The organism is Pseudodesulfovibrio profundus (assembly GCF_900217235.1).
Taxonomy (GTDB): domain Bacteria; phylum Desulfobacterota; class Desulfovibrionia; order Desulfovibrionales; family Desulfovibrionaceae; genus Pseudodesulfovibrio; species Pseudodesulfovibrio profundus.
Genome location: NZ_LT907975.1, coordinates 2,317,300 through 2,341,051 on the forward strand (window position 1 = coordinate 2,317,300; position 23,752 = coordinate 2,341,051).

Here is a 23,752-nt window from a genome sequence, read left to right on the forward strand (position 1 = left end):
TTTTATTATATTTCATTTTTGTCAAGAAGGTGATAATGTCGCCGCCCAAAAAAATATAATACTACAAAAATGTGGTTTGTAGTATTTTGATGGGTTCGGCAGCCTTTTGCCGAAAAAAAGAAAAGGGGACTATCCGTCGCCGCGAAGCGCTTGGATGGGATCGAGGTCGGCGGCCTGCTTGGCAGGCTTCAAGCCGAATATGAGGCCGACTACCTGGGAACCGGCAAGGGCCATGAGGAATGCTTTCCAGGAGAACTGGATGGTCAGGATGTCGAGGCGTGAGAGGAATTGGCCCAGCCCGAGGCCGAGAAAGAGGCCAAGAATACCTCCCATGAGGGTCAGGGCACATGCTTCCACAAGGAATTGGAGCATGATCGACGAACTGCGCGCTCCCAGTGCTTTTTTGAGACCGATTTCTTCGGCGCGTTCGCTGACGGATATGGAAAAGAGGTTGGCGAGTACGAATCCGCCCACCAGCATGGCGATCGTTGCGGTAACACCGAGAAAGATCGTCAATCCGCCCTTGAACATGGACAGGAAGCGCAGCACTTCATCAGCCGTCAGGATGGTAAAGTCATCGTCCTCGGTTTCGCCAAGCTTGTGTTGGTGGCGTAGAAAGGAACGCAGGTTTTCAGTATGCGCTTCCATGTAGTCGGCTTCATGGAATTTCACCCGAAGGGCGCGGTGGTATTTGCGATCGAGATTATAGCGCTGCAACAGTGTGGAGAGTGGGATGATGATTCGGTTGTCGATATCCCCACCGCCGCCGGTGGTGAATCCGCGGTACATCAGTCTGCCGACCACTTGAAACGGGATGTTGGAAATATATATGACCTTGCCGATGGGCGACTCATCGCCGAATAGCTCCCGGGCAGGCTTGTCGCCGAGCAGGGCGACCTTGGTTCCACGTTCTTCGTCCTCGGCAGTGAGATCACGGCCTTCAACCAGCGGCCAGTCCCACGAATCCGAATAATCCTGGGTGGTGCCGAGTATCAGTACATCAGGATAGTTGCGGTTGCCGTACTTGACGGTCTGGCCGCGTTTAGCTCGCATGGGGAGCACTTGATACACGCCAGGCAGCGAATCGCGCATGCGCGCCTCATCTTCCCTGGTGAGCGTCAAGGTGCGCATGCCTACGGCGCGTTTCTTGAAATTGCCGCCGAATATCAGGGCGGAATTCGGCCCGAACATGTCGACGATTTCCATGGCCTTGCGGTTCGCGCCATCCACAGCGGTCACGATCAGCGTCAGGCTGGCAATCCCGAGAGCAACCCCGAGCACCACGAACAGCGAACGGAGCTTGAAAGCCCATACGGCTTCAAGTCCCATTCCGGTCACTCGTGATATCAACCGTGGTCTCATGGTGATTACCTATTCATTAGATACGTGTTTTGTGCACCTGTCAGATGCTTTGTACGCGCTGTTCATAGCCGATTCGGACGCCAGTCGATTACAGCCGAGTGTCTTCAGCTATCTTTCCGTCATGCAGTTTGATGATCCGTTCCGCCTCTAGCGCCACGTTTTCATCATGGGTCACCAGCACGATGGTTTTGCCGCTCTGGTGGACGGTATGGAACAGCTTCATGATTTCGCTTGAGGTTGAAGAGTCCAACTGCCCCGTAGGCTCATCGGCAAGGATGATGTCCGGTTCATTGAGCATGGCCCGGGCCATGGCAACACGCTGCTGTTGACCTCCCGAAAGACGGGAAGGCCGAAAATCCATGCGGTCCGCCAGCCCGACCTGTTCCAGCAGTGACTCTGCGCGTGCTGTCAGTTCTGCACGGGGTTTGCCCGAGTACAGACCCGGCAGGGTGACGTTCTCCAATGCCGTGGCATAGGGGATGAGGTAAAATGACTGGAATATGAATCCGAGGGTTTTATTGCGCAGGTCGGATTGGCTGTCATCGTCCAGCGTGGACGTGTCATTGCCGTTGAGTCGGTATTGCCCTTCGGTCGGCCGATCGAGCAGGCCGATGATATGCAGCAGGGTGGACTTGCCTGAGCCGGACGTACCCTGCAAGGCAACGAACTCACCATGATTGATGTCGGTGGTGATTCCCTTGAGAACCTTGATGCCGGGCTGTTCACCGCCATTTTTCCCTTCTGCCATTTGGGCAAAGGTCTTGGTGATGCCGTTCAGTGAGATGGCTGTGGACATGTTATTCATCGTCCTTGGCTATCTTGGAACCGGGAAGCACCAACTGTGTGGCGACCTTGTCGCCTTCCTTCAGGCCCGAGATCACCTCGCTGGAAGTGAGACCGACAAGGCCGAGTTCAGGAAGGACTTCCGTTGGCTCGGCGTCGGGATTGTCGCTGACAACGAAAACGACCTGGCGATTTTTCACCCACTTGAGGGCGTTGTTTGGAACAGCCAGCACATCCTGCTTGGTTTCAACGACGATTTTACACTGGGTGGTCATTTCCGGGCGGAGATATTCGGATTGATCGCGCGTCACTTCCACCAACGTTCTGTAGTAAACGATGTTGTCGCGAATTTCGGGCTCGGGGTAGATGCGGGCAACCGTGCCTTCAAATACCCTATTACGATAGGCGTCGACCGTATAGCGGACCGGGAGTCCTTCGCGGACTCGTCCGATATCGGTCTCGTCCACGTAAATCCACATCTCAAGTCGGGTGGGGTCGAGTACGGTGATCAGGTTGGAAACGGAAAGGCCTGATACAATTGTTTCCCCCTCCTGAGCCGCAACCTGTGAGACCACTCCATCTATAGGGGAGTAAATTTTTGTGTAGGAAAGCTGGACTTCGAGAGTCCTGAGTCGTGCTCGAGAGGAAGCAACAGCGTGTCGTGCTGTTTCGGCATTCTGATTCGCTTCGTCCAGAGAGTCCTGCGGTTCGAGGTTCTTTTGAACCAGAGTGCGTTTTCTGGGCAGACTCTTTTCCATGTACTCAAGGCGAGCTTCTTCCTGACGCAGATTGGCTCTTGCTTCAGCTATGCGCGATTGCAATTCCCGTGCGTCGATTTGTGCGATGAGATCGCCCTTGCGAACCGGGTCGCCGACCTTGACCGGGACGGATTCCAGCACACCGGTGGCCTGAGCACCGATTTTGACCTGTGCGCCGACCTGTGCTTTGACGATGCCGGTGGCTTCGAGAATCTTAGCAACATCGCCACGGGTAATGGTGGCGGTTTCAAGAACCTTGATTTTGTCCGCTTTGCCAGAGTTGGTAAAGTACCAGATGCCGCCGCCTGTAATGCAGAGGGCAAGAAGAATGAAGAGGAGTTTTTTCATATGGTCGCTACTTGTGAACCTGTTTGATTTCCTGTTTCAGTACTTCAGAGAATTCGGGTGTGCGTACGGGTTTACGGCGCAGCAGGATGTCCCTGAATGAAACCGACTTGAACCGGAATCCACAATCCGGCCCAATCCAGCCTCCTTGGTAATATAATGATTTGGTCGGATAATTTCTACATAAAGGAAGGCGATCTTCATAGCATGTGCAAAGGCCGTCACTTCCCTGCAATGTGCAGGCGAAAACAAGGTGACCGTAATCGTCCTTGCCGGTCACGGTAAAACGCTCATGTCCGGGTTCGCTTTTGCAAAGCTTTCTGAATCCCTTCGTGTTCTTTATCCATCCGCCGTCACGCAATAGAATACCGTTGCAGCAGGAACCGCACATCCTGCATTGGCCAACAATCTGAACCTCACGCCGCAGAACCATGGCTCGGAAGCGGCGAAACAATCCGCGTGACAGACGAAGGAACGGCATCACTGCTCTTCAAGCTCCTGTATCCATTGCATGATCGGGTCCTCGATGGTCTCACGGATTTCTTTCAGTCGCTCCTCGGATTCCGCCTCGAATCGAAAAACCAGTGCGCCCTGGGTGTTGGATGCGCGAACAAGGCCCCATCCGTCACCGAACTCGACACGTGCGCCATCCATATCGATGACGTCGAAGCGTTCCTTGAAGTAGGCCTGAGCCCGCTCGACCACCTCGAACTTGATATCCTCAGGACAGTCCATACGGATTTCCGGGGTGTTGAACGTGGTTGGCCAGTCGTCAAGGTACGTGGAAAGCGGCTTGCTCTGTTTGCTGATGATTTCAGCGAGCTTGAGCGCGGCAAACGTGGCATCGTCAAACCCGTGATACCCGTGGAAAAAGAACATATGCCCGGACATTTCGCCGCCGATGGCAGCGCCTGTCTCAAGCATCCGTCCCTTCATGATGGAGTGGCCGGTGGTGCACATTTCGGAAGTGCCGCCGTGGGCCTCTACATCTTTGAAAAGCAGGTGCGAACATTTGACGTCAGCGATGACACGCGCACCGGGCAGGGTTTCCAGAAGGTCCCGCGCATAAATGGCGAGGAGTTGGTCGCCGAACATCAGTCGTCCTGTCTCGTCAACTGCACCTATGCGGTCGCCGTCGCCGTCAAGCCCGATGCCTGCCTCGGCACCGGTCTCCGTGACCTTGGCCATGAGGTCACGGGCGTTGGCTTCGACTACCGGGTCCGGGTGATGGTTCGGGAATGAGCCGTCCGGTTCGCAGTACAACCGAACGACATCGGCCCCGGCAGCTTCAAGAATGTCGGCCGTGAGATCGCCGGACGCGCCATTGCCTCCGTCCACAACGACCTTGACGGGGCGTTGGAGCGTGCAGCGGGAGAGCAGGTCTTCCTTGTAGCTGGGGATGATGTCGTGGCGCGAGATGAACCCGTTCCCTGTGGGGAAATCGCCTTTGCACATGATGTCGTAAATGGTTTGAATCGCGTCGCCGTACACGGTGGACTCGCCGCCCCAGACCTTGAATCCGTTGTACTCGCTGGGATTGTGGCTGGCAGTGATCATTATCCCGGCCTTGTAGCCCAGATGTTTGGCTGCATAATAGAAAACAGGCGAGGAAACACGATCCAGACAGACCACATCCAGTCCTGTCTCGGCCAACGCCTTTGCCATGGCTGCCTGATACCCGGGAGAGGTGTCACGGCAGTCATGGCCGAGCAGTGCCCGGTTCCAGCCATTGCGCAGAAAGTAGGTTCCACATGCTCTGGCAAGGGTGGCAACCCATTCAACATCAAAATCCGTATCGACGATGCCTCGGATATCGTAGGCGCGAAATATGCTTTTATTTATTGGTTTCATGGATGCGAGTTTGCCCTTCTCCGGGGGACAATTCAAGTAATCTTCCGCCTACAGGGGTATAAGAATGTATATTTCGACGAAGTAATCTTGACCTGACACTTCAGAGAGCCTATTTCTGAGTCATTATGAACTGGGACTGGGAAAAGTTACAAAAGCAACAACAGGGGCGTCACGGTGGCGGCAAGCCACCGAATTTTGATGATTTCCAGCAGCAGTTTGACAAGTTCAAACATTTCAAGCTGCCTGGTTGGAAACTCATAGTACCTTTAATCGTCATCCTTTGGATAGCTTCCGGATTCTATATTGTAGAGCCGGATGAGGTTGGCGTGGTAAAGCAATTTGGTCAATTCAATCGCATAACTACTGCGGGACCGAACTACCACATACCCTATCCGATTGAGAGTGTCCTGACACCGAAGGTCACGCAGATCCGGCGAGTCGAGTTCGGATTTCGTTCTTCAGGCAGAGCTCGTGTTCAGCAGTTTCAGCAGGGCGTGAGCCGGGAAGTTCCCGAAGAGGCTTTGATGCTCACTGGTGACGAGAACATCGTTTCCGTGCAGTTCATCGTCCAGTACATGATCAAGGATGCCAAGAATTACCTGTTCAATGTTTTTGATCCTGCCAAGACCATCGTGCATGCCGGTGAGGCCGCCATGCGTGAAGTCATCGGTAACGGCAAGATCGATGATGCTTTGACCACAGGTAAGATGGAAATTCAGATTGAGACCCGCGACTTGATGCAGCATATCCTCGATATGTACGAAACCGGTATCAATATCGTGGCTGTGCAGATGCAGAACGTACATCCGCCGGAACAGGTGGTTGACGCGTTTAAGGACGTTGCCTCCGCTCGCGAAGACAAGAGCCGTTTCATCAACGAAGCGGAAGCGTATCAGCGAGACATCCTGCCCAAGGCGCGTGGTGAGGCTTCTCGCATAGTCAATGCGGCCCAGGCCTACAAGCAGACCAAGGTCCGCAAGGCCGAAGGTGATGCCTCACGTTTCCTCGCCGTGCTCTCCGAGTACAACAAGGCCAAGGACATCACTCGTGAGCGACTGTATCTGGAAACCATGGAAAGCATCCTTTCCAACCCCGAGGTTGAAAAGTTGATTATGGCTGACGACGCTCTCAAACAAACTGTTCCCTACCTGCCTTTGGGCCAGACTCCCAAGTCCGGCGTGAACAGGGAAAAGAACTAGGGCTGGAGTATCATGAAGAAAAGAACAGTAATATTCATGGTCCTCATCGTGCTGGGCGCGTTTGCATTGACTCAGTCAGCGTTCACCGTCGATCAGACGGAGAAGGCTATCGTCATTCAACTCGGTAAGCCGGTAGGGGACAAGGCTTTGGGGCCGGGGCTGCACTTCAAGCTGCCCCTCGTACAGAATGTGGTTTTCTTTGATGCCCGTATTCTGGACTTCGACGCCAAACCCGAAGAGATCACAACCACTGACAAGAAATACATGAAGGTCGACTCCTATACCAAATGGCGTATAGTCGAGCCGCTCACCTTCTACACCAAAGTACGGACCATTCAGGGCGGGCAGGCCCGCCTGGATGACATCATCCGCTCCCAGCTGCGCGTGGCACTGGGCCGGTACACGCTCATTGAAGTCGTGTCGCACAAGCGTCAGGAAATCATGGACACCGTGACCGCTCGCTCCCGTGAACTGCTGGAACCGTATGGAATCGATGTTATCGACGTTCGCATCAAACGAACCGATCTGCCGGCGGAAAACGCCCGAGCAATTTTCGGTCGCATGAAGGCTGAACGTGAACGTCAGGCAAAACAGTACCGCTCCGAAGGTCGTGAGGTTTCTGCAAGAATCATTGCAGAGGCGGACAAGGAACGGTCCATCATTTTGGCTGATGCGGAAAAAGAATCTGAGATCATCCGAGGTGAAGGTGATGCCATGGCAACGAAAATCTATGCTGATGCATTGGGTCGTTCGCCGGAATTCTACGCATTCACCCGCAGCCTGGAAGCATACAGGAAAAGTCTCAAAGACAACTCCCGTCTGATTATGACGCCGAAATCTCCCTTCCTCAAGTACATGAAGTAAACATTGTTCGTGAGTACAGGTAGTTGAGCGGATGCAAGGCTGTATGGCCCTGCATCCGCTCATGTGATTTGTTGTATATAAAGAACAAACATCTTGACAGAATCGGGAAAAACTCCCAATTTTCCTGGGAAAAAATCCCAGTGTCTTTGACGTTGGGAATACGAAGTTTTTTTTTGTTAGAAAAAATAACTGCAATTGGTTATCATCAAGAATAAGTTACTTAGTATTGCGATACTGCCAATTGTATCAAAAGGGGAACCATTATGCCCAAAAAGAAAAGACAGTGTGATGAGGCACAACTAAAATGGTTCGAGGAGGCCCTTGAGCGTATCAAAAAGGCAACAGGTGCTCGCACACAAGTGCAGCTTGCAGAAGTTCTGGACGTTAGACAATCGTCTATTTCCGATGCCAAACGACGTTGCTCCATTCCTGCTGAATGGTTTTTGAAGCTCTATCGCAGCCACGGACTGGACCCGGATTGGCTTTCAGATGGCGTTGAGCCGGTATATCTGAATGAATCCAAAGCAAAGATCCCTGCAGACACGTTGTTGCGGGAATCGCCGGCTCCGTATGGTCGGATGAACTCACGCGGACGCGTGTTGCCTGTCTCCACTATGGCCGGGAGCAGGAAGGAAAATCCCACCTGGGAACCTAATCCGATCGAAGAACTCTCCGTGCCCGAATCGTTTTGCCGCCCGAAATTGCAGGTGGTCAAAGTTGATTCGGCAAGCATGGAACCGGTAATCGCCAGAGGTGCATTCGTGGGGATCGATTGCGCCCAGAAGGAACATCCGGACGGAGATTTGTGCGCAGTGCACTTCCCGCATCAGGGATTAACCATTCGCCGGGTTTTCATGCAGGGCGATTCATTTGTTCTCAAAGCCGAGAACGACAAACACTCAGACCTGACCATCCCGGCTGCCGAGATGGAAGATCGCACGGTTGGGCGCGTGGTGTGGGTATTGCAAAACGTATCGCCTCTTTAGTCGAAACATAATTGCAGAATAAAAGCTGGGGGCCGTTAAACGCCTCCAGCTTTTTTTTGTGGTCAATGCCACTTTCCAATAAGAACACCACCTCTCACTGCTCTTCGTTGTACTGATTTTTGGCCAACACGGCCTCCTTTCATACGCGTCTTATCCCACTACAAATGGGGCCTCTTTCTCTCTCTGTTTTTTCCTGTCTAATTATCATGCGTTGCTACCATAAAATATGCTATGCGATGAAATAATAGTTGTCTTACGATATGAATGTAAGTCGTGATCAGGCTTGCGTATATTGCTCTGAAGTGTCTCTTGGGGCCATGATTTTGGACGGGAGACCCTGATAATGCTGAATCTGTAATGGCTTCGGAGGCGGGCATGGGTTGGAAACGGTTGGAAGAGGGAAGCTACTCTAACAAGTGGAGTGGAAGGTTCGTCATTGCCTTCATATATCCTGCAGGGGTGGCGATATGGTGGTTGAGCATGCTGCTCGCTTTGAGTTTTGGTGCCATCTTCGTCACATCAACCAACTCTCAAGCCGTTTCCCCGAAAGCGCCCCTTCGCCTATATCTTGATGTGGACCTGACCGGAGCACGGGCATCCGGTGTGGCCATTGAACAGGGCGTACGAACAGCCTTGGCCCAGGACGGAGGCCGTTTCGGGGATCGTCCGGTGCAACTGGTGGTACTGGATAATCACGGCAACTCTTCCCGCAGTCTGGCGAATCTGAAGCAATTTCAAACTGACCCCAACGGGTTGGCTATTATCGGTGGTCAACACTCGGCTCCTTTACTCGCGCATCGGAATTACATCAATGATAACAAAATTTTGATGCTTGTTCCGTGGGCGACAGCTGCTCCAATTACACGTCCCAAGGAGCAAAATAATTGGATATTTCGCCTCTCCATCGATGACCAAATGGTTGGCGAGGCTCTGGTAGGCCGTGCTGTGGATGAGAGAGGATTTTCCCGCCTCGCCTTGCTGCTGGAGGAGAGCGATTGGGGCAAGTCCAATTTCCACCGAATGAACGACAGCCTCAAGGATCGAGGGTTGGTTCCGGTCAGCACCTCCTATCTCGCCTGGGGGGTGTCGGTCCCATCGGCAAATATTTTGCTGCGCGAAATATACAGGTCAGGAGCAGACGCCATCCTCATGGATGCAACTGCCCAGGAAGAGTTGGCTGTTTTGCAGGCAATGCTCAATCAGCCGGAAGACGAGCGCCTCCCTGTGATCAGTCACTGGAGAGTGACGGGTGTCGACGTATCCGGAGCCCTGCCTCATCATGCGCGAAAAAAACTGGATTTGGAGTTCGTCCAGACACGTTTTTCGTTTCTGGACATGGAACAGGGCAGTTTGGGCAGGCAGGTTTTTGAGCAAGCGCAGACGCTGTTCCCTGACATAAAGCGTCCCAGCGATATCACGCCGCCCAATGGGTTCACCCATGCCTACGACATAACCAGAATTTTGCAGGCAGCTGTCAGGCAGAGTGGATTGACAGGCGATGTGGCCCAGGATCGTGCCGCGGTCCGTGCTGCCCTGGAAAACCTTGGTGAGCCGGTGGAGGGTCTCATAAAAGTTTATCGCAAACCTTTTGCTCCGTTTGATGCAGAATCTACTGACGGACATGAAGCCCTGAACTTGAACGATTATACCTTTGGAAGGTTTAACGAGCATGACGCAATCATCCTCTCCCGATAATGGCATGGAAGTTCTGGAGAAAACGCAGAAGGAATCACAATCGTCGTTTTCCCGGCTGTTCAGTCGTTTCCTGTTGGCCTTCTTTGTGGTTCAGGTTGTTGTAGGCGGTGCCGTTATTATTTTTGTTATCGGTAGCGAAATGTCCGCCATGCAGAAGGAAGGAGTGCGCAAGGAGCTGGAGAGCCATCGGCATGTCGTGGAATCGTATCTGGAAAATCGCGTATCCTTCCTGGCAGAATATGCAAAGGCACCAGCCCTGGTGGCAGGGGTTCTGAATCCGGACGATCAACTGGCGAATACGGTTGATCAGTTGGAGTCGCTGGCCATGATGAATAAGAGTGTCCGGTTTGCGCTGCAGGATTTTCAGGGAAGCATTGTTTATTCCAATTGGCTTTTCCGAAATGACACCCCTTCCGCTGATTTTCAGCGTTTGATGCAGGGCGATCAGGATCACACCGTGACCATCATTGAAGCCCGAGAAGGGGCTGTGGAGGGCTGGTACTGGAAGATCAGTGTTCCGGTCTTCTATCATGATCAGCCAGAGGGAGTCCTCTCTGCGTATATTCCCATTCACCTGCAAGATATTATGGGAACGAATGGAGAAAATCTGCGCCTGACGTTGAAGTTCGCCGATAGCGCCGTAGTCTCATACGGGACTGCTGAAGAACCGGTTGTCTCTATGGAAACAACCACTGTTTACCCCGAAATCACCCTCCAGCAGGAAGTGAGTCAGGCTGTCGTCTATAATCGATTGAAATACCTGATCACAGTGCTGACCCTGTCTTTTATCGGGTGTACGGGCATGGTCCTGTTCGTAGTCCATCGGATGGGCAAGCAGATGTTGCTGGTCCCCCATGAGCGACTGGAAACTCTGCGCGATGAGCTTGAAAAGGAAGTGGAAGCCCAAACCGCTGATCTGAAGATGCGGACGGTGCAACTCTCCATTGAGATTCGGGAACGGCGCGAGGCGGAAATCGAAGCGCGGGAAACCGGCCAGCTGGTTTCTGCTTTGCTGGAAGGTATCGGGGCCGGGTTTTATATCATCAACCCGAAAACCCAGCAGATTATTCGTTCAAATGCGGTCATACACAAACTGTTTGGCCTTTCACCGTGGCAACTGTCTCAACGTGAGTGCACGGAAGCTTTCGGCAACTATTCTCAGACAATGATTGGCCTGGCCTGTCCTGAAACCGTTAGTAGCGAAACGTACATGGAAGGTGTGGCTCGACATGTCGATGGTCACTCGTTCCCCATAGCCCGCTATCTGGTGCCGGTGGAGATTCGCGGCGAGGAGCATGTCGGCGTTATCGTGCTGGACATCACGGACCGCAAAAACCTCGAACGTCGGCTCAATGTGGCCCAGAAGCTTGAATCCATCGGCGAGCTGGCATCGGGTATCGCACACGAAATCAATACACCTATCCAGTATGTCGGAGACAGCATCCGTTTTGTTCAGGAAGCTGCAGAAGACATCATCTCCATTCTGGAGGCCGAAGGAAAACTCATTGCTCGTTGCAGGGAAGACGGGAAGTACCCTGACCTTATCGAGGAAATTGAAGAGTCGTGGGACGATGCCGACCTGGAATTCATTGTGGAAGAAATCCCCAAGGCCTGCACCAGAGCTCTTGAGGGGACCGACAGAGTGGCGGTGATCGTCCGGGCCATGAAAAATTTCGCGCATCCCGGAACCGAGGGAATGTCCTCGCTTGATGTCAACGATTCCCTTGAGAATACCATTTTAGTCTCAAAGAACGAATGGAAATACGTGGCTGAAATCGAGAAGGATTTTGAATTTGTGCCCACGGTGAAGTGCATGCCGGGAGACATCAATCAGGTATTTCTCAATGTTCTGGTCAATGCGGCCCATGCGGTTGGAGATGTGGTGAAGAATTCCGGTGACAAAGGGACGATCACCCTCTCCACACGGGAGGAAGGGGATATGGTGCTCATCAGTATCAGTGACACCGGTACAGGTATCCCGGAAGCAATTAGAGAAAAAATATTTGATCCGTTCTTCACCACCAAGGAGGTGGGCAGGGGAACTGGTCAGGGGCTGGCCATCGTTCACGACATAGTGGTTGAACGGCATGGGGGCTCCATCGATATTGAAACAGAAGAAGGAAAAGGGACGACGTTCAAAATACGTCTTCCTGCCAATAAGTAATGAGCGTGCTATGAAAAAGAAACATACCGTATTGTTTGTTGATGACGAGCAGAGTGCCCTGGATGGGTTCAGAACGATGATGCATTCTGTCCGTAAGGAGGTGAAGTGCTTCTTTGCGCCAAGCGGTCCCGAGGGTCTGGAGCTGTTGCAAAAGCAGTCTGTGGACGTGGTGATTGCAGACATGCGAATGCCGGGAATGGATGGTGCCGAGTTCCTGTCGCGCGTGACCAGACTGTATCCGGGGACCATACGTATCGTCCTGTCCGGATATTCCGACAATCCGTCACTGTTCAAATCAACCCGCGTTGCCCACCAGTTTTTGACCAAACCGTGCAACTCGGAAAAAATTATCGAAACCATCCGCAAGGTGACAGCCCTCAATGATGTCTTCGTGAACGAAAATGTGAGGAAGACTGTGGCCAAGTTGGATTCACTGCCTGTCCTGCCTGATCGGTTGGCGGATCTGTCTGCCGAATTGGATTCACCTGATCCGAATCTCAAGAGAATAAGTCAGTTGGTTGAGTTGGATACGGGCATGTCCACCACCTTGATGAAGGTGGCCAATTCATCCTTCTTCGGGTTCTTTGAAAATGTGACCACACCATCGCGGGCAGTGACGCTGCTTGGTTCGGAAACAGTCAGGGGCCTGGTGCTGAGAGAGCACCTTATTGACAAGATAGATCTGACAGGTCTTGAGAACTACTCCGTGGAGAAGCTCTGGCGGCATACCCTGGAAACGGGATATTGCGCCAAAGCCATCGCCACGCATGAAAAAGCCGACAAGAAATTTATCGATTCATGCTTTCTTGCTGGAATTTTGCACGATGTAGGTAAACTGGCTCTCCTTACCAAAATGAAGGATGTGTATGAGCCTGTCCTTGAATGCGTCAGAGAAGAGGACGGCCCCATCCGAAAGTGTGAACTGAAAAAGCTGAATGTCGATCATGCCATGGTTGGTGCGTACCTCCTCGGATTATGGGGATTCAAGGAAGACATAGTCAAAGGAGTCTTTCTGCATCATCGTCCACAGCACGGAGGCAAGGGGTTGACCGTGCCGCTGGTGGTTCATGTCGCAAACACCCTTCAGCATGAGACACGCGAGTTTACTTCGGATGGGTATGCGCATTCATCGCTGAACACGTTCTGGTTGGCTGAACAGGGATTGAACCGGCGTGTCGACGACTGGCGTGCCGCATGTATTGAAAAGTGGAGTGCAAATGACTAAACGCCGTAAAGTCCTCTTCGTTGATGATGAGCAGAATATACTGGATACCTTTCGGGCTTCCCTTCGCAAACGCTTCAAGGTCGAGACAGCCCTTGGGCCGCTGGAAGGGGTGGAAAAAATCAAAACGTCCGGCCCCTATGCCGTGGTGGTTTCCGATCTGAAAATGCCGGATATGGACGGCATCACCTTTCTTTCCAAGGTACAGGAACTGTCGCCCGATTCGGTCAGGATCATGCTGACAGGACATGCTGATCTCAACTCCGCAATCTCGGCTGTCAACGACGGGGCTGTCTTTCGGTTTCTAACCAAGCCGAGTCCGATGGAAGTGATGATCCGCACTCTGGAAATCGCGACCAAGCAGTATTCTCTTGTGGTGGCAGAGCGTGAGTTGTTGCGTGGCACACTCCGGGGGTGCATCAAGGTGCTGACGGATATTCTCAGCCTGGTCAATCCTGAAGCCTTTGGTCGCAGCGAGCGAGTCAGGAGGTTGTCCGATTACGTTGGTAAACACCTCAATCTCAAGCATCAACTGTTCCTCGACCTGGCAGCCATGCTGTGCCAATTGGGTTGTGTCACCCTCACTGATACCGTCATGAACAAGGTGTACGAAGGCAAGGAATTGTCGGCGGAAGAACAGCAGATTTACGCCATGCACCCCTCGATTACCGCCGGAATGCTCTCCCAGATTCCACGGATGGATAAAGTCTCGGAAATTATCCTGAACCAGAATGTGAGTCTGGCTGACGATCCGACTCTTTCAGTGGAAGCGCGCGTCCTGAAAGCCTGTCTCGATTATGACTCACTGATCCAGAACGGTATGGAAAAACAGGATGCCATTGATGAGTTGCGCAAACGGGAAGGGGTGTATGATTCCAAGGTTATTGACGTGCTCGAAAGGGGCACTGCCGGAGAGGAAGGATACGTCCGAAGGGAATTGCTGCTGTCGGAACTGCGCCCACGCATGATTTTGGAAGAGGCGCTCTGGAGCACGGACAAGGTCCATATCATGGCGGAGGGTACAGAGGTGACGGAAACGGCACTCATGCGAATTGCCAACTTCATGAAAGCCAAGCGCTTGCCTGAAACCATTAGGGCATTGGTACCTATTGAGTGATCGCCGGATTCTCCTCGGCCAAATATAGCATGATTAGGGTAGGGTCTCTTTTTGCGCCTTGTACGCCTGCTTCAGTCTCGTTCAGTCATCATTAGATAAAGACATGTGATTCCTATTCCTGTATTGAGACCTCTCTTCAACCAACCATGAACGGAGTAGAGGGGACAGATATGAGCGAATCAGCAAAAATCCTCGTGGTGGAGGACAGCCGATTCTTTGCCTCGTTGCTGACACAACAAATACAGGATGGGCTTGGGCTGGCTGTGGATTGGGTGTCCACCTACAGTGAAGCGTGCTCCATTATCGATACCCGTAAGGATGAGTACCTCCTTGCCCTGCTCGATGCCAATCTACCGGATGCGCCAAACGGAGAAGCAATAGAATACGCTTGTAAAATGGGGCTCCCTGCCATTGTTTTTACCAGTGGTATTGATGATACCATGCGCAATCGCTTTCTTTCCTGGAACCTGCTTGATTATATACTCAAGGATTCCGGCAACTCCATGGAGGTCATGCTGGACTCCATCAGTCGGGCCATCAGCAATCGGCACATCAAAGTCGCAGTGGTCGAAGACTCATCCACCACGCGGGAAGCAGTGAGAAGAATGCTCCAGTCCCAGCTGTTTCAGGTTTTTGAGGCCGAGAACGGGCAGAAGGCTCTTGAACTGCTGGAGGCCAATCCCGATATCAAGCTTGTGGTCACGGACTATGACATGCCCGTCATGGACGGCTTCGAGTTGATTCGTGCCGTGCGTCAGAATCATTCACGGGATGAACTGGGTATCATCGGTATGTCGGCGAGCGGCGACCCTCTGCTCTCCGCTCAGCTCCTCAAGTCCGGCGCTGACGACTATGTCAGCAAGCCGTTTTTGGTGGAGGAGTTTATCTGCCGGGTGAATAAATCCATAGAGATGCTGCAACACATCGAAACCATACGAGAATTGTCGTATCGAGATCCTCTGACCGGATTGCGTAATCGACGGTATTTCTTTGAAAACGCTCCCGGGTTTATCGAGTCCTGTCAAAGCGAAGGCGTAGCCTGTTCTCTTGCGATGATGGATGTGGACTTTTTCAAGAGCGTCAACGACAGCTTTGGTCATGATGGTGGTGATGCTGTTTTGAAACTTCTTTCGCACCTGTTCAAAGAGCATTTTGGCGAAAACTCCATAATCAGCCGCTTTGGGGGCGAAGAGTTTTGCGTACTTGTCCGGCATGAAAGCGGGGCGAACGCCAGTGAGTTGTTCGAGCCGCTCCGTGAGCGCATCGAGCGGACACCAGCGCTCTATAAGGGGGCGGAACTTCGGGTGACCATATCCATCGGGGTCAGTTCAAGGCAGGATGGTCTGGATGCCATGATCAGGCGAGCGGATACCCGGTTGTATTCAGCCAAGTCAGAAGGCCGAAACAGGGTGATTGCCGAATAGATTGTGCACTATGCCGAGAGGACGGGACACCTTTTAACCAAATGTCGCTCCATACGGCCTTTTTCCGGCAATCCACTTGACGAGAAGACGTACCATTCATACTGTCCGGCCATGAGCACCACAAATACCACTCCCCCGCAAGGCAATGAGGCACCCGTGACGGCCCCTGACATCCAAAGCCGTAAAGACGGCGAGAAGATTTGTTGCATGACAGCCTATGACTATTCGTCAGGCATGATTGCAGACGCCGCAGGCATGGATCTCGTTCTGGTTGGGGACTCTCTGGGCATGGTCGTTCTCGGGCATGAAGACACGTTGTCCGTGACCATGGACGAGATGATCCACCATGTTCGAGCCACAAGCCGTGGCGTCAAGCGGGCACTGCTGGTGGCTGACATGCCGTTCATGTCGTACTCCACCGTGGAGATGGCCCTTGAGAATGGCGGACGCTTTCTCAGCGAAGGACGCGCCAAGGCGGTCAAGCTGGAGGGCGGCGAGAACGTTGTTCCGCAGATCGAAGCACTCGTAGCCGCCGGTATTCCTGTCATGGCGCATATCGGATTGACCCCGCAGCATGTTGCCCGTTTTGGCGGGTTCAAGGCGCAGGGCAAGACCCTTGAGGCAGCCAAGGCGCTTGTGGAAGATGCTCGCGCCGTGGAAGCGGCCGGAGCGTTCTGCGTGGTGCTGGAAGCCATCCCTGTTGAAGTAGCCGAGTTGATCACCAAGGCCGTGGATATCCCGACCATCGGCATCGGGGCAGGAAATGTCACCGATGGCCAGATTCTGGTGTATCATGATGTGCTGGGACTGTTTGATCGGTTCACGCCCAAATTCGTGCGTACGTATGTTCAGCATGGAAAGGAAGCTGTTCAGGCTCTTGAAATGTACGGCAAAGACGTTCGCAGTACCCGCTTCCCCGGTGATAAGAATACTTTTTACCTGTCCGACGAAATGGCTGAGCAGGTCCGTAAAATAAAGATCAAAAAGAAGAAGTAAATGGAATTCGATTTGTCCTGGCCCGTTCTTTGGAACGGGCTTTTCTGGCCGCTCATACGCCTGACGTTTTTTATCAGTATTGGTCTGTTCATCGGTAATCTGATCGAGTCTTTGCAGTGGACGCGATATGCCGCGAAGCTGGCGGAGCCCCTGGCTCGACGTGCGCGGCTCAAGGATATCTCGGCAGCCGCCTTTGCCATGGCCTTCTTTTCCGGGATCACGGCCAATACCATGCTGGCCGAGGCCCACGAGCGGGGGGATATCTCTGATCGGGAGCTTATTCTCTCCAACCTGTTCAACGCGCTGCCCACATATTTCCTGCATCTGCCCACGATCTTTTTTATCGCGGCTCCTTTCATCGGTGGAACAGCGGCGGTGTACGTCGGATTGACCGCTACAGCCGCCCTGCTGCGGACACTGACGATCACGCTGAGTGGTCGCTTCCTGCTACCGCCCCTTGAAGAAGGGTGCATCCCGTGTCGGTTGGATGAAATGGAAGAGAAGGTGGACAAGTCGTCGGCGCTGAAGAAGACCATGAAGCGCTTCAGAAAGCGTCTGCCGAAAATTTTATACATAACAACGCCAATTTACACGTTGTTCTTCTTCCTGAAGGAATTCGGCCTCTTTAGCTGGTTGCAGGATTTGATGGCTGGTCAGGTCGGGTTGTTCTCATTCCTTCCGCCCGAAGCGCTCAGTATCGTCGCTTTCCACATGGCAGCAGAGTTCACGGCCGGTCTGGCTGTGGCCAGCGCACTCATTGCGGAATCAAGCCTGACCGAGATGCAGGTGGTGATGGCGCTTATGATAGGCAACCTGATCTCTTCACCCGTCAGGGCGTTTCGTCATCAGTTTCCGTATTATGCCGGTATCTTCAAGCCCCGCATGGCCCTGCGGCTGATCGTGCACAACCAGTTGCTGCGTGCCACAAGCGTTGCCGTGGTCGGTGTGGCCTACGGCATCTACATGTACTTCATGCAATAGCAGAAGGAGCGCTGCTACGCGCCCCACATACCGTTTTGCACCCAGCCCAGATGCTGTCGGGCGATGTGCGCCGCAACCTGTTTGGCTTCATCAAGGCCAAAGGTCGGCTTGCCTGTGTTCACCCCAACATCACTGACCATGGCGATGAGTTGCTTTTCGTCTTCATTGCCTCTTTCACACAAGGGACGCTCGTGGGCGTCTGACCGGTGTACTTCGATTTTCGGCTGATCCGATCGGAAATACCCTTCGGTTATGATCAATTGTCGGTCCTTGAAGAACTGTTCGGCAATCTGGGGCAGGGTCAACTCCTTGTCAACGGTCTTTATCACGGCCAGTTGCGTGGGCGATGAGACAGTCACGGTCTGGGCTCCGGCCTGACGGTGACGCCAGGAGTCCTTGCCTTCCCTGTCCATCTCGAATGCGTGGGCATCATGCTTTATGGTCCCGACCGAGATACCCAGCTCCCTGAGTTCAGGGAGCAGCTTTTCAATGAATGTGGTCTTGCCGGATTTCTTCTTGCCGACGATGCAGATGATTGGTGGGATCATGATGGACCTCTTCAGTGTGAAAACTGGAGTAAATGAGTGTTCGTTGCATCAGGTTATTTATCTCAAGTATAGATCAGGAGAACGAAAAACGCCATGCTCGCGACGCGGTTTGCGGGGGGAGGTTTCATGGAGTCTTTTGACTACGAAGTTCACGAATATAAAAACGGATTTTTCAAGACCGGCATACAGTCCATTCGGGAAGTGCCCCTGACCATTATTCTGAATGGTAAAGAGGTTGTTACGCTGCTGTGTACGGCCAAATATCCAGAATATTTAGCTATTGGCTTCTTGAAATCCGATGCATTTTTGTCCAGCCCGGATCAGGTCACCGACCTGACCGTGCGCGACGAGGGCGACCGGCTGGTGGCTGAAGTGGAGACCTGTCACGATCCGTGGGAGGGTCGAATCATGGAACGGTCCATCACCTCAGGTTGTGGTAAAGGTACCAACTTTGGCCGCAACGTGACCACCATATCGAAGCGACGCCTTGGCGGTGACATACGTGTCACTCCTGAGCAGATATTGACATTAGCCAATGAACTGCATTTGCGCTCGACTCTCTACAATGCCACCCGCGGTTGCCATAATTCTTCCTTGTGCACCCCTGACGAGATGCTGCTGTTCCGGGAGGATATCGGCAGGCACAACGCCATCGACATGATTTGCGGCCAGTGCTTTCTCGACAATGTATCCGTTGAAGACAAGATGATTGTCTCCACAGGACGCATCGCCTCCGAAATACTGCTGAAAGTGGTTCGGATCGGGGTGCCGATACTCGTGTCGACAGCGGTTGCCACCAGCTTTTCGGTGGAACTTGCCCGCAAGACCGGCATCACGCTGGTGGGCAATGTAAAGAAAGACAGCTTCTGGGTGTATAATGACAAGGGGCGGATTATCGGTTTTTAGCCCCTTCAAAAGCATCGCTGATTCAGGTAGTTCAATAAGGAGTCCGCAATACGCCAGAATTCTCCTGCAAATAAGGAATTATCATGACAGAAAGCACCGTTTCCCGCCGTCGAGCCCACCGACGCCTCCTCCAATCAGCCCGGCCCCAGGAAGCGGTGCTTGTTTCTCCACATGAGGCTGTAGGTCGCGTGGCGGCGCAGGATGTTGTTGCCCATTGTGATGTGCCGGAGCAGGCTTGCTCTGTTCGTGACGGGTTTGGTGTCCGTTCGCAGGACCTTCAGGATGCAAAACCCCTGAACCCGATTTCTCTTAAAGTGACCCAGACAATACGCGCCGAGGCCGTGGATGTGCAGCCCGTTAAGCAGGGCGAATGCGCCCGTGTTCTGACAGGCGGCATGGTCCCTCCCGGCGCTGATGCTGTCCTGGCTGAAGAGGATGTAGAGGTTACAGACGACTCCATCCGGGTGAGCGCCCCGGTTCGCTTGGGCTGGTTTATCCGCAAGGCCGGGGGTGAGATTGCAAAGGGGGACGTCATTGCCCATGCTGGGGAAGAAATAACGCCCCAGGCTGCTGCCGTCATGATGCGTACCCGCATCAATTCCATACAGGTTCACACCACCCCGCATGTGCGAATAATCGCTTTGGGCAGTGAGTTGTCCGATCCTTGTTGCTGCGGCGAGGAGGATTGCGATGGCGGTCGATTCCCGGCGGATAATATCGTACTGACCACCGGTCTGCTCGGCCGTTCGGGTTGTGAAGTTGTTCAATCCGGTGTGTTGCCGGACAACAAGGCGCGTCTAACCAATGTTCTCTCTGATCCTGATCTGCCCGAAGTGGTCATCACCACCGGCGGAACCGGTCGTAGCGAGCGGGATTTTGCTCGATCATGCGCCTTGGAGGCCGGATTCAAGACAGTGTTTGACCGATTGGATATCCGGCCCGGGCGCAACATGTTTGCCGCGCATCGGGGAAAGACCATGCTCTTTTGTCTGCCGGGGCCGCCCGCTGCAGTTTTTGCCTGCTACCACGCTGTTATCCTGCCGTTTCTGCGCCACTTGCGCGGATTCCCTGAAGAGCAGCCAGTCACGGCTCGACTGGAAAAAGGTATCTCTGCCCGTCCCGGGGGGGAGTGGCTTGTGACCTGCGGTTTGTATTTCAAGGAGGGATCATTGATTGCCGTACCTTATGTCGGCAAGGAAGTGCCGCCCATGCTGGCAATAGGTCGAGCCAAGGGGGTCGCGGTCCTTTCCGGGGGCGATTCCATACTCCCTGGTGGTCAGGTGGAGATCATCTCACCGGTGTTCGCCTGATCTGGTTGGATTATGATCACAAAAAAACGGGGCGCTTCATTTGGAAGCGCCCCGTTTTTTTGTGGGAGGGACCGCAACGTCTTTTATGCCGATTCCTGAACAGGTACCAACGCGCACAAGTACGCGGTGATGATCTCGGCTATGGATTTTTCCCGGTTGTTAAACCGGAACTCCAACTCCTTGAGATAGAGCGGGAATCGCTGACAGGATATGCCGCGGAATCGTTTGATTCTCGTCTGCGCGAAATCCCAGAATTCGTCATTGACCGCATCGATGTGCGGTGGTTCGTCATAGCGCCTGATAACCTCGTAGGGCAGGGAATCATTGCCGCAGAAGATGAGCGCGTCGTAATCCTTGTACCTGTCGGTGTACACAAGATTGCCGGTGCGGATCAGCTTCAGGTGGAAGTTCATGTGGAAATGAAAGAGTGTCTCCGCCTGGAATCCTGGCACCAGATCGATGAACACCAGGTCGTCACGACGCAGGATGCCGTACACGGGGATGGTGTCCATGCGCATTTCACGCGGGCCGCCGGTGAGTCGATTGCCCTTGAGGTAGGAGTCCAGTCCGGTGGCCGCGCTGATGAGCTGGCGCGCATCGATGGCATGGGCGAGGATGGCGAAACGAATGGCCGTCAGCGCTTTGTACACGGTGTTGTAGGAAAGGTTCAGCTCCTGCTTCATCTGGTGGACGGAACACTCCTCGACGAACAGCGTGATCAGGCGCAGCCACTCGGAAGGAGAGAGGGCGCCATTGTTGATCCAGCGGCCGGAGAAGGGCTGAAACGTATATTTGCAACTGGCGCAGCGGAGCCGATCGCCGGACAGCGAGTACACTTTACGGTGTCCGCAGCGCGGGCAGAAGGGATCGCCTGTCGGCCATGTCTGTGACAACAGGTATTCCCTGGCTTTGCCGTCATCTTTGGTGAGAGCGGCAAATCCTTCGGGAATCTCCGGTATGATCATTGGAGGAACTACGTGCATCTTCATGCCCATTGCTGTGGTGGCGGTCATACGCCCTCCCGTTTTAAAAACCCCAGGCAGACAATGTTGCTCGTCTGTACCCCTGACCTGCGGCAACATAATCCAGTGCCAGCGAATCGAGATCGTCCAGAACCGGAACCGCAATGCGATCCAAGTCCCTGAAGTCGATGGTCTTGATGTAGGTTTTGCAGGATTCACAGACATCGACACGGAAACCGGGCTCTTCGTCCACGGTGAAGAAGGTCAGTTTCTTCTGTTCCTCTTCGCCGCAAACAGGGCAGGCAATGCGCTTGATGCGGTATTCATGGCGACAGAACGAGCAAGTGGCATGACGGAAGCCTTCTTTCTCCTTGAGCGAGGAGATCAGCGGCAGGCTGCCGCAGATGGGACACGTCCCAACAGCGTGAACGCCGGTCTCGGGAAGCTTGCCCGCCAGAATCTGGGCGGCGGTCTCAATGGACGGGCTCAGAGACGCGAGGGCGAGAAACGCGACCGCCTTGGGAGCGTCCGGCGTGCGTTCGGCCCATGATCCGAAAAAGGTAGTGTCATCATCCAGGAATTTACGGAACAGGTCCTGGGCGGTCAGATCGCCACTATCCAGTGCCTGCTGAACGGCTTCGCCAGCTTCGCCCATGGGGCCGCCGGATTCCTTGAGCAACTCAATGAGCTTACCCAAAAGGGTTTCAGCCTGTTTGGCATCAAATGGAAACTCTTCCCGAGCCACCAGAGATACACCCTGTATGATCTCTTCAGGTGATGCCATGTCCTGATCTTGCGGAATGGTCACCTCGGAATCGACGCGTGCTTCCAACTGAAGGTGAGCCACCTTGTCGAGCAGATCGATGAGTTCTTCTGAAATGTATGATTTTGATCGAAGTTGCGATAGTTTTAAATCAAGTTGACGCTCGGCCTGTTCAATATTGAATTCCATGGTCGGGTTCCCCTTTGTATTATCCTGACGTGTAAAAACCCTATGGGGGTTGTTCCTATCTTGCCAAAGGCTTGACACCTGCTCAAGGTTTGACACAAAAACCGTACAATGTCTTGAAATGTTGCACAATTTATAACGCCAAAATATGCCTTATTCGGCATAATGTGTCATGAATAGGTAGGAAATACAGTTGCTTCAAAAAGAAGCATATTTATCTGAAATTTATTAATCCATGGGGAAAATCGATAAATATATCTGATTTAAACCGTTTTCTGCCTGATAGAGTTGCAAACGAACAAGATATATCTTCGGTCCATGGACGCAGGCTGTTTCCGACTTATACTTTACAAATCAGGGCAAGATGCTCACACTTACTCTTCTGGACAACCGGAAGGACAGACCATGAACAAACGATTGTTATTACATATATGTTGCGGTCCATGCTCCATCACCACACTCAAGACGCTGCTTGATGATGGTTATGAAGTGACCGGATTGTTTTATAATCCGAATATCCATCCCCTGACCGAGTACGTCAAACGGCGGGACGGCTGTCTGGCCGTGGCGGAAAAGCTCGGCATCAAGATTATCCTCAAGGATGACGAGTACAAGCCACAGGAGTGGTTCCGTGCAGTGGCTCATCGGGAAACCAATCGGTGTTTTCACTGTTATGCCAGTCGGCTGGAGCGTACGGCACAGATAGCCAGGAAAGGGAATTTTGATTTCTTTACCACCACGTTGTTGTATTCAAAATATCAAAAGCACGAGGACATCGCTTCGTTGGGGCGCGACCTGGAATCGGCCAAAACGAAGTTTCTGTACCACGACTTCAGGGAAGGGTGGCAGGAAGGGATCGAAACATCCAAAGAGTGGGATATATATCGGCAGCAGTACTGCGGCTGTCTGTATAGCGAAAACGAGCGGTATCAACGCGAGTTGAGGAAGTAATATGAAGGTTGAGCGTAATAGCATGCTGGCAGCGCTGATGCGTCGGGAAACCGTGCTATCGGTGTTTGTATTTACCACGGTTGTCTCGACTTTGCTCAGTGATTTTGGCCCGACAGGAGAGAATACCTGGATCAAACTACTGTCCGTGGTGATTTTCCCCTTGCTGGCGTGGTTCACTCACAAGCGCTATCTGCTGGCCACCTGGTGCACCATCCTGCTGCTGATCGTGACCGGAACCGAATTTATTTACGAAGGATTCATGACCCTGCGTCACGGTATGGACGAGAGTCTTGCCATGCTGATCATCAAGACGCTGGTAGGCATCTATCTGACCTGGGGAGCGCTGCTCATTCATCGTGAACGGCACGTACGGGACTAG

The 23,752-nt window shown here is 53.1% G+C and carries 22 protein-coding genes; 14 read left to right on the forward strand and 8 right to left on the reverse strand.

The features are described from left to right. Positions 1-129: 129 nt before the first annotated feature. The 5 genes from DPRO_RS10965 to DPRO_RS10985 all read right to left on the reverse strand — a co-directional run bounded on the left by DPRO_RS10965 (position 130) and on the right by DPRO_RS10985 (position 5,099). The gene (locus DPRO_RS10965) at positions 130-1,362 is read right to left on the reverse strand and encodes an ABC transporter permease (protein ID WP_097012075.1); all 1,233 of its coding nucleotides are present in this window, start codon (positions 1,360-1,362) and stop codon (positions 130-132) included. Positions 1,363-1,450: 88 nt separating this feature from the next. Next, positions 1,451-2,158 (reverse strand): ABC transporter ATP-binding protein, encoded by a 708-nt coding sequence (locus DPRO_RS10970; RefSeq protein ID WP_097012076.1) that lies wholly within the window; start codon positions 2,156-2,158, stop codon positions 1,451-1,453. 1 nt (position 2,159) lies between these two features. Beyond that, positions 2,160-3,251 (reverse strand): efflux RND transporter periplasmic adaptor subunit, encoded by a 1,092-nt coding sequence (locus tag DPRO_RS10975; RefSeq protein WP_097012077.1) that lies wholly within the window; start codon positions 3,249-3,251, stop codon positions 2,160-2,162. Between the two features lie 7 nt (positions 3,252-3,258). Further along, positions 3,259-3,729: a YkgJ family cysteine cluster protein gene (locus DPRO_RS10980; RefSeq protein ID WP_097012078.1), complete on the reverse strand. Its 471-nt coding sequence runs from the start codon at positions 3,727-3,729 to the stop codon at positions 3,259-3,261. Next, positions 3,729-5,099, reverse strand: coding sequence for a phosphomannomutase/phosphoglucomutase (locus tag DPRO_RS10985; RefSeq protein ID WP_097013724.1), 1,371 nt, complete (start codon positions 5,097-5,099; stop codon positions 3,729-3,731). The genes DPRO_RS10980 and DPRO_RS10985 overlap by 1 nt, the downstream gene beginning before the upstream one ends. A gap of 125 nt (positions 5,100-5,224) precedes the next feature. Between DPRO_RS10985 and hflK the strand changes: the two genes are divergently transcribed. The 10 genes from hflK to DPRO_RS11035 all read left to right on the forward strand — a co-directional run bounded on the left by hflK (position 5,225) and on the right by DPRO_RS11035 (position 17,747). Further along, positions 5,225-6,298 (forward strand): FtsH protease activity modulator HflK, encoded by a 1,074-nt coding sequence (gene hflK, locus DPRO_RS10990; protein ID WP_097012079.1) that lies wholly within the window; start codon positions 5,225-5,227, stop codon positions 6,296-6,298. A 12-nt stretch (positions 6,299-6,310) separates the two neighbouring features. Next, a complete protein-coding gene (gene hflC / locus DPRO_RS10995; protein ID WP_097012080.1) occupies positions 6,311-7,162 on the forward strand; it encodes a protease modulator HflC in 852 nt (283 codons plus the stop codon). Between the two features lie 263 nt (positions 7,163-7,425). Next, on the forward strand, positions 7,426-8,148 hold the full coding sequence (locus DPRO_RS11000) for a LexA family transcriptional regulator (protein ID WP_097012081.1): 723 nt from the start codon (positions 7,426-7,428) through the stop codon (positions 8,146-8,148). Between the two features lie 375 nt (positions 8,149-8,523). Then, positions 8,524-9,843, forward strand: coding sequence for an ABC transporter substrate-binding protein (locus tag DPRO_RS11005; protein ID WP_157917452.1), 1,320 nt, complete (start codon positions 8,524-8,526; stop codon positions 9,841-9,843). Then, a complete protein-coding gene (locus tag DPRO_RS11010) occupies positions 9,818-12,007 on the forward strand; it encodes an ATP-binding protein (protein ID WP_097012083.1) in 2,190 nt (729 codons plus the stop codon). Before DPRO_RS11005 ends, DPRO_RS11010 begins: the two co-directional genes overlap by 26 nt. Before the next feature lie 10 nt (positions 12,008-12,017). After that, on the forward strand, positions 12,018-13,232 hold the full coding sequence (locus DPRO_RS11015) for a response regulator (RefSeq protein WP_097012084.1): 1,215 nt from the start codon (positions 12,018-12,020) through the stop codon (positions 13,230-13,232). Next, entirely contained in the window at positions 13,225-14,346 is a 1,122-nt protein-coding gene (locus DPRO_RS11020; RefSeq protein ID WP_097012085.1) for an HD domain-containing phosphohydrolase, read from the forward strand. Before DPRO_RS11015 ends, DPRO_RS11020 begins: the two co-directional genes overlap by 8 nt. Before the next feature lie 170 nt (positions 14,347-14,516). Next, complete coding sequence (locus DPRO_RS11025) at positions 14,517-15,770, forward strand: diguanylate cyclase (protein WP_162291175.1); 1,254 nt, start codon at positions 14,517-14,519, stop codon at positions 15,768-15,770. 111 nt (positions 15,771-15,881) lie between these two features. Further along, entirely contained in the window at positions 15,882-16,766 is an 885-nt protein-coding gene (gene panB / locus DPRO_RS11030; RefSeq protein ID WP_097012087.1) for a 3-methyl-2-oxobutanoate hydroxymethyltransferase, read from the forward strand. Then, positions 16,767-17,747: a hypothetical protein gene (locus DPRO_RS11035; RefSeq protein WP_097012088.1), complete on the forward strand. Its 981-nt coding sequence runs from the start codon at positions 16,767-16,769 to the stop codon at positions 17,745-17,747. It begins immediately after the preceding gene. A gap of 14 nt (positions 17,748-17,761) precedes the next feature. Here DPRO_RS11035 and mobB read toward each other — a convergent pair whose 3' ends face one another. Then, complete coding sequence (gene mobB / locus DPRO_RS11040) at positions 17,762-18,295, reverse strand: molybdopterin-guanine dinucleotide biosynthesis protein B (RefSeq protein WP_097012089.1); 534 nt, start codon at positions 18,293-18,295, stop codon at positions 17,762-17,764. A 126-nt stretch (positions 18,296-18,421) separates the two neighbouring features. Between mobB and fdhD the strand changes: the two genes are divergently transcribed. Both fdhD and DPRO_RS11050 read left to right on the forward strand, forming a co-directional pair. Next, the gene (fdhD, locus tag DPRO_RS11045; RefSeq protein ID WP_097013725.1) at positions 18,422-19,201 is read left to right on the forward strand and encodes a formate dehydrogenase accessory sulfurtransferase FdhD; all 780 of its coding nucleotides are present in this window, start codon (positions 18,422-18,424) and stop codon (positions 19,199-19,201) included. 83 nt (positions 19,202-19,284) lie between these two features. Then, the gene (locus DPRO_RS11050; protein ID WP_097012090.1) at positions 19,285-20,511 is read left to right on the forward strand and encodes a molybdopterin molybdotransferase MoeA; all 1,227 of its coding nucleotides are present in this window, start codon (positions 19,285-19,287) and stop codon (positions 20,509-20,511) included. An 83-nt stretch (positions 20,512-20,594) separates the two neighbouring features. Here the strand turns inward: DPRO_RS11050 and DPRO_RS11055 are convergent, their stop codons facing one another. Then, positions 20,595-21,476, reverse strand: coding sequence for a transposase (locus DPRO_RS11055; protein ID WP_407681408.1), 882 nt, complete (start codon positions 21,474-21,476; stop codon positions 20,595-20,597). Between the two features lie 61 nt (positions 21,477-21,537). Continuing rightward, the gene (locus DPRO_RS11060; RefSeq protein WP_097012092.1) at positions 21,538-22,425 is read right to left on the reverse strand and encodes a formate dehydrogenase accessory protein FdhE; all 888 of its coding nucleotides are present in this window, start codon (positions 22,423-22,425) and stop codon (positions 21,538-21,540) included. A gap of 402 nt (positions 22,426-22,827) precedes the next feature. Here DPRO_RS11060 and DPRO_RS11065 point away from each other — a divergent pair, with 402 nt between their 5' ends. Both DPRO_RS11065 and DPRO_RS11070 read left to right on the forward strand, forming a co-directional pair. Then, on the forward strand, positions 22,828-23,373 hold the full coding sequence (locus tag DPRO_RS11065; RefSeq protein WP_097012093.1) for an epoxyqueuosine reductase QueH: 546 nt from the start codon (positions 22,828-22,830) through the stop codon (positions 23,371-23,373). Position 23,374: 1 nt separating this feature from the next. Continuing rightward, a complete protein-coding gene (locus DPRO_RS11070; RefSeq protein ID WP_097012094.1) occupies positions 23,375-23,752 on the forward strand; it encodes a hypothetical protein in 378 nt (125 codons plus the stop codon).

What these genes read in the sequence shown, in the direction of transcription:
- DPRO_RS10965 (WP_097012075.1), bottom strand. Translation starts at nt 1,362, where the DNA reads ATGAGACCACGGTTGATATCACGAGTGACCGGAATGGGACTTGAAGCC.
- DPRO_RS10970 (WP_097012076.1), bottom strand. Translation starts at nt 2,158, where the DNA reads ATGTCCACAGCCATCTCACTGAACGGCATCACCAAGACCTTTGCCCAA.
- DPRO_RS10975 (WP_097012077.1), bottom strand. Translation starts at nt 3,251, where the DNA reads ATGAAAAAACTCCTCTTCATTCTTCTTGCCCTCTGCATTACAGGCGGC.
- DPRO_RS10980 (WP_097012078.1), bottom strand. Translation starts at nt 3,729, where the DNA reads ATGCCGTTCCTTCGTCTGTCACGCGGATTGTTTCGCCGCTTCCGAGCC.
- DPRO_RS10985 (WP_097013724.1), bottom strand. Translation starts at nt 5,099, where the DNA reads ATGAAACCAATAAATAAAAGCATATTTCGCGCCTACGATATCCGAGGC.
- hflK (WP_097012079.1), top strand. Translation starts at nt 5,225, where the DNA reads ATGAACTGGGACTGGGAAAAGTTACAAAAGCAACAACAGGGGCGTCAC.
- hflC (WP_097012080.1), top strand. Translation starts at nt 6,311, where the DNA reads ATGAAGAAAAGAACAGTAATATTCATGGTCCTCATCGTGCTGGGCGCG.
- DPRO_RS11000 (WP_097012081.1), top strand. Translation starts at nt 7,426, where the DNA reads ATGCCCAAAAAGAAAAGACAGTGTGATGAGGCACAACTAAAATGGTTC.
- DPRO_RS11005 (WP_157917452.1), top strand. Translation starts at nt 8,524, where the DNA reads ATGGGTTGGAAACGGTTGGAAGAGGGAAGCTACTCTAACAAGTGGAGT.
- DPRO_RS11010 (WP_097012083.1), top strand. Translation starts at nt 9,818, where the DNA reads ATGACGCAATCATCCTCTCCCGATAATGGCATGGAAGTTCTGGAGAAA.
- DPRO_RS11015 (WP_097012084.1), top strand. Translation starts at nt 12,018, where the DNA reads ATGAAAAAGAAACATACCGTATTGTTTGTTGATGACGAGCAGAGTGCC.
- DPRO_RS11020 (WP_097012085.1), top strand. Translation starts at nt 13,225, where the DNA reads ATGACTAAACGCCGTAAAGTCCTCTTCGTTGATGATGAGCAGAATATA.
- DPRO_RS11025 (WP_162291175.1), top strand. Translation starts at nt 14,517, where the DNA reads ATGAGCGAATCAGCAAAAATCCTCGTGGTGGAGGACAGCCGATTCTTT.
- panB (WP_097012087.1), top strand. Translation starts at nt 15,882, where the DNA reads ATGAGCACCACAAATACCACTCCCCCGCAAGGCAATGAGGCACCCGTG.
- DPRO_RS11035 (WP_097012088.1), top strand. Translation starts at nt 16,767, where the DNA reads ATGGAATTCGATTTGTCCTGGCCCGTTCTTTGGAACGGGCTTTTCTGG.
- mobB (WP_097012089.1), bottom strand. Translation starts at nt 18,295, where the DNA reads ATGATCCCACCAATCATCTGCATCGTCGGCAAGAAGAAATCCGGCAAG.
- fdhD (WP_097013725.1), top strand. Translation starts at nt 18,422, where the DNA reads ATGGAGTCTTTTGACTACGAAGTTCACGAATATAAAAACGGATTTTTC.
- DPRO_RS11050 (WP_097012090.1), top strand. Translation starts at nt 19,285, where the DNA reads ATGACAGAAAGCACCGTTTCCCGCCGTCGAGCCCACCGACGCCTCCTC.
- DPRO_RS11055 (WP_407681408.1), bottom strand. Translation starts at nt 21,476, where the DNA reads ATGATCATACCGGAGATTCCCGAAGGATTTGCCGCTCTCACCAAAGAT.
- DPRO_RS11060 (WP_097012092.1), bottom strand. Translation starts at nt 22,425, where the DNA reads ATGGAATTCAATATTGAACAGGCCGAGCGTCAACTTGATTTAAAACTA.
- DPRO_RS11065 (WP_097012093.1), top strand. Translation starts at nt 22,828, where the DNA reads ATGAACAAACGATTGTTATTACATATATGTTGCGGTCCATGCTCCATC.
- DPRO_RS11070 (WP_097012094.1), top strand. Translation starts at nt 23,375, where the DNA reads ATGAAGGTTGAGCGTAATAGCATGCTGGCAGCGCTGATGCGTCGGGAA.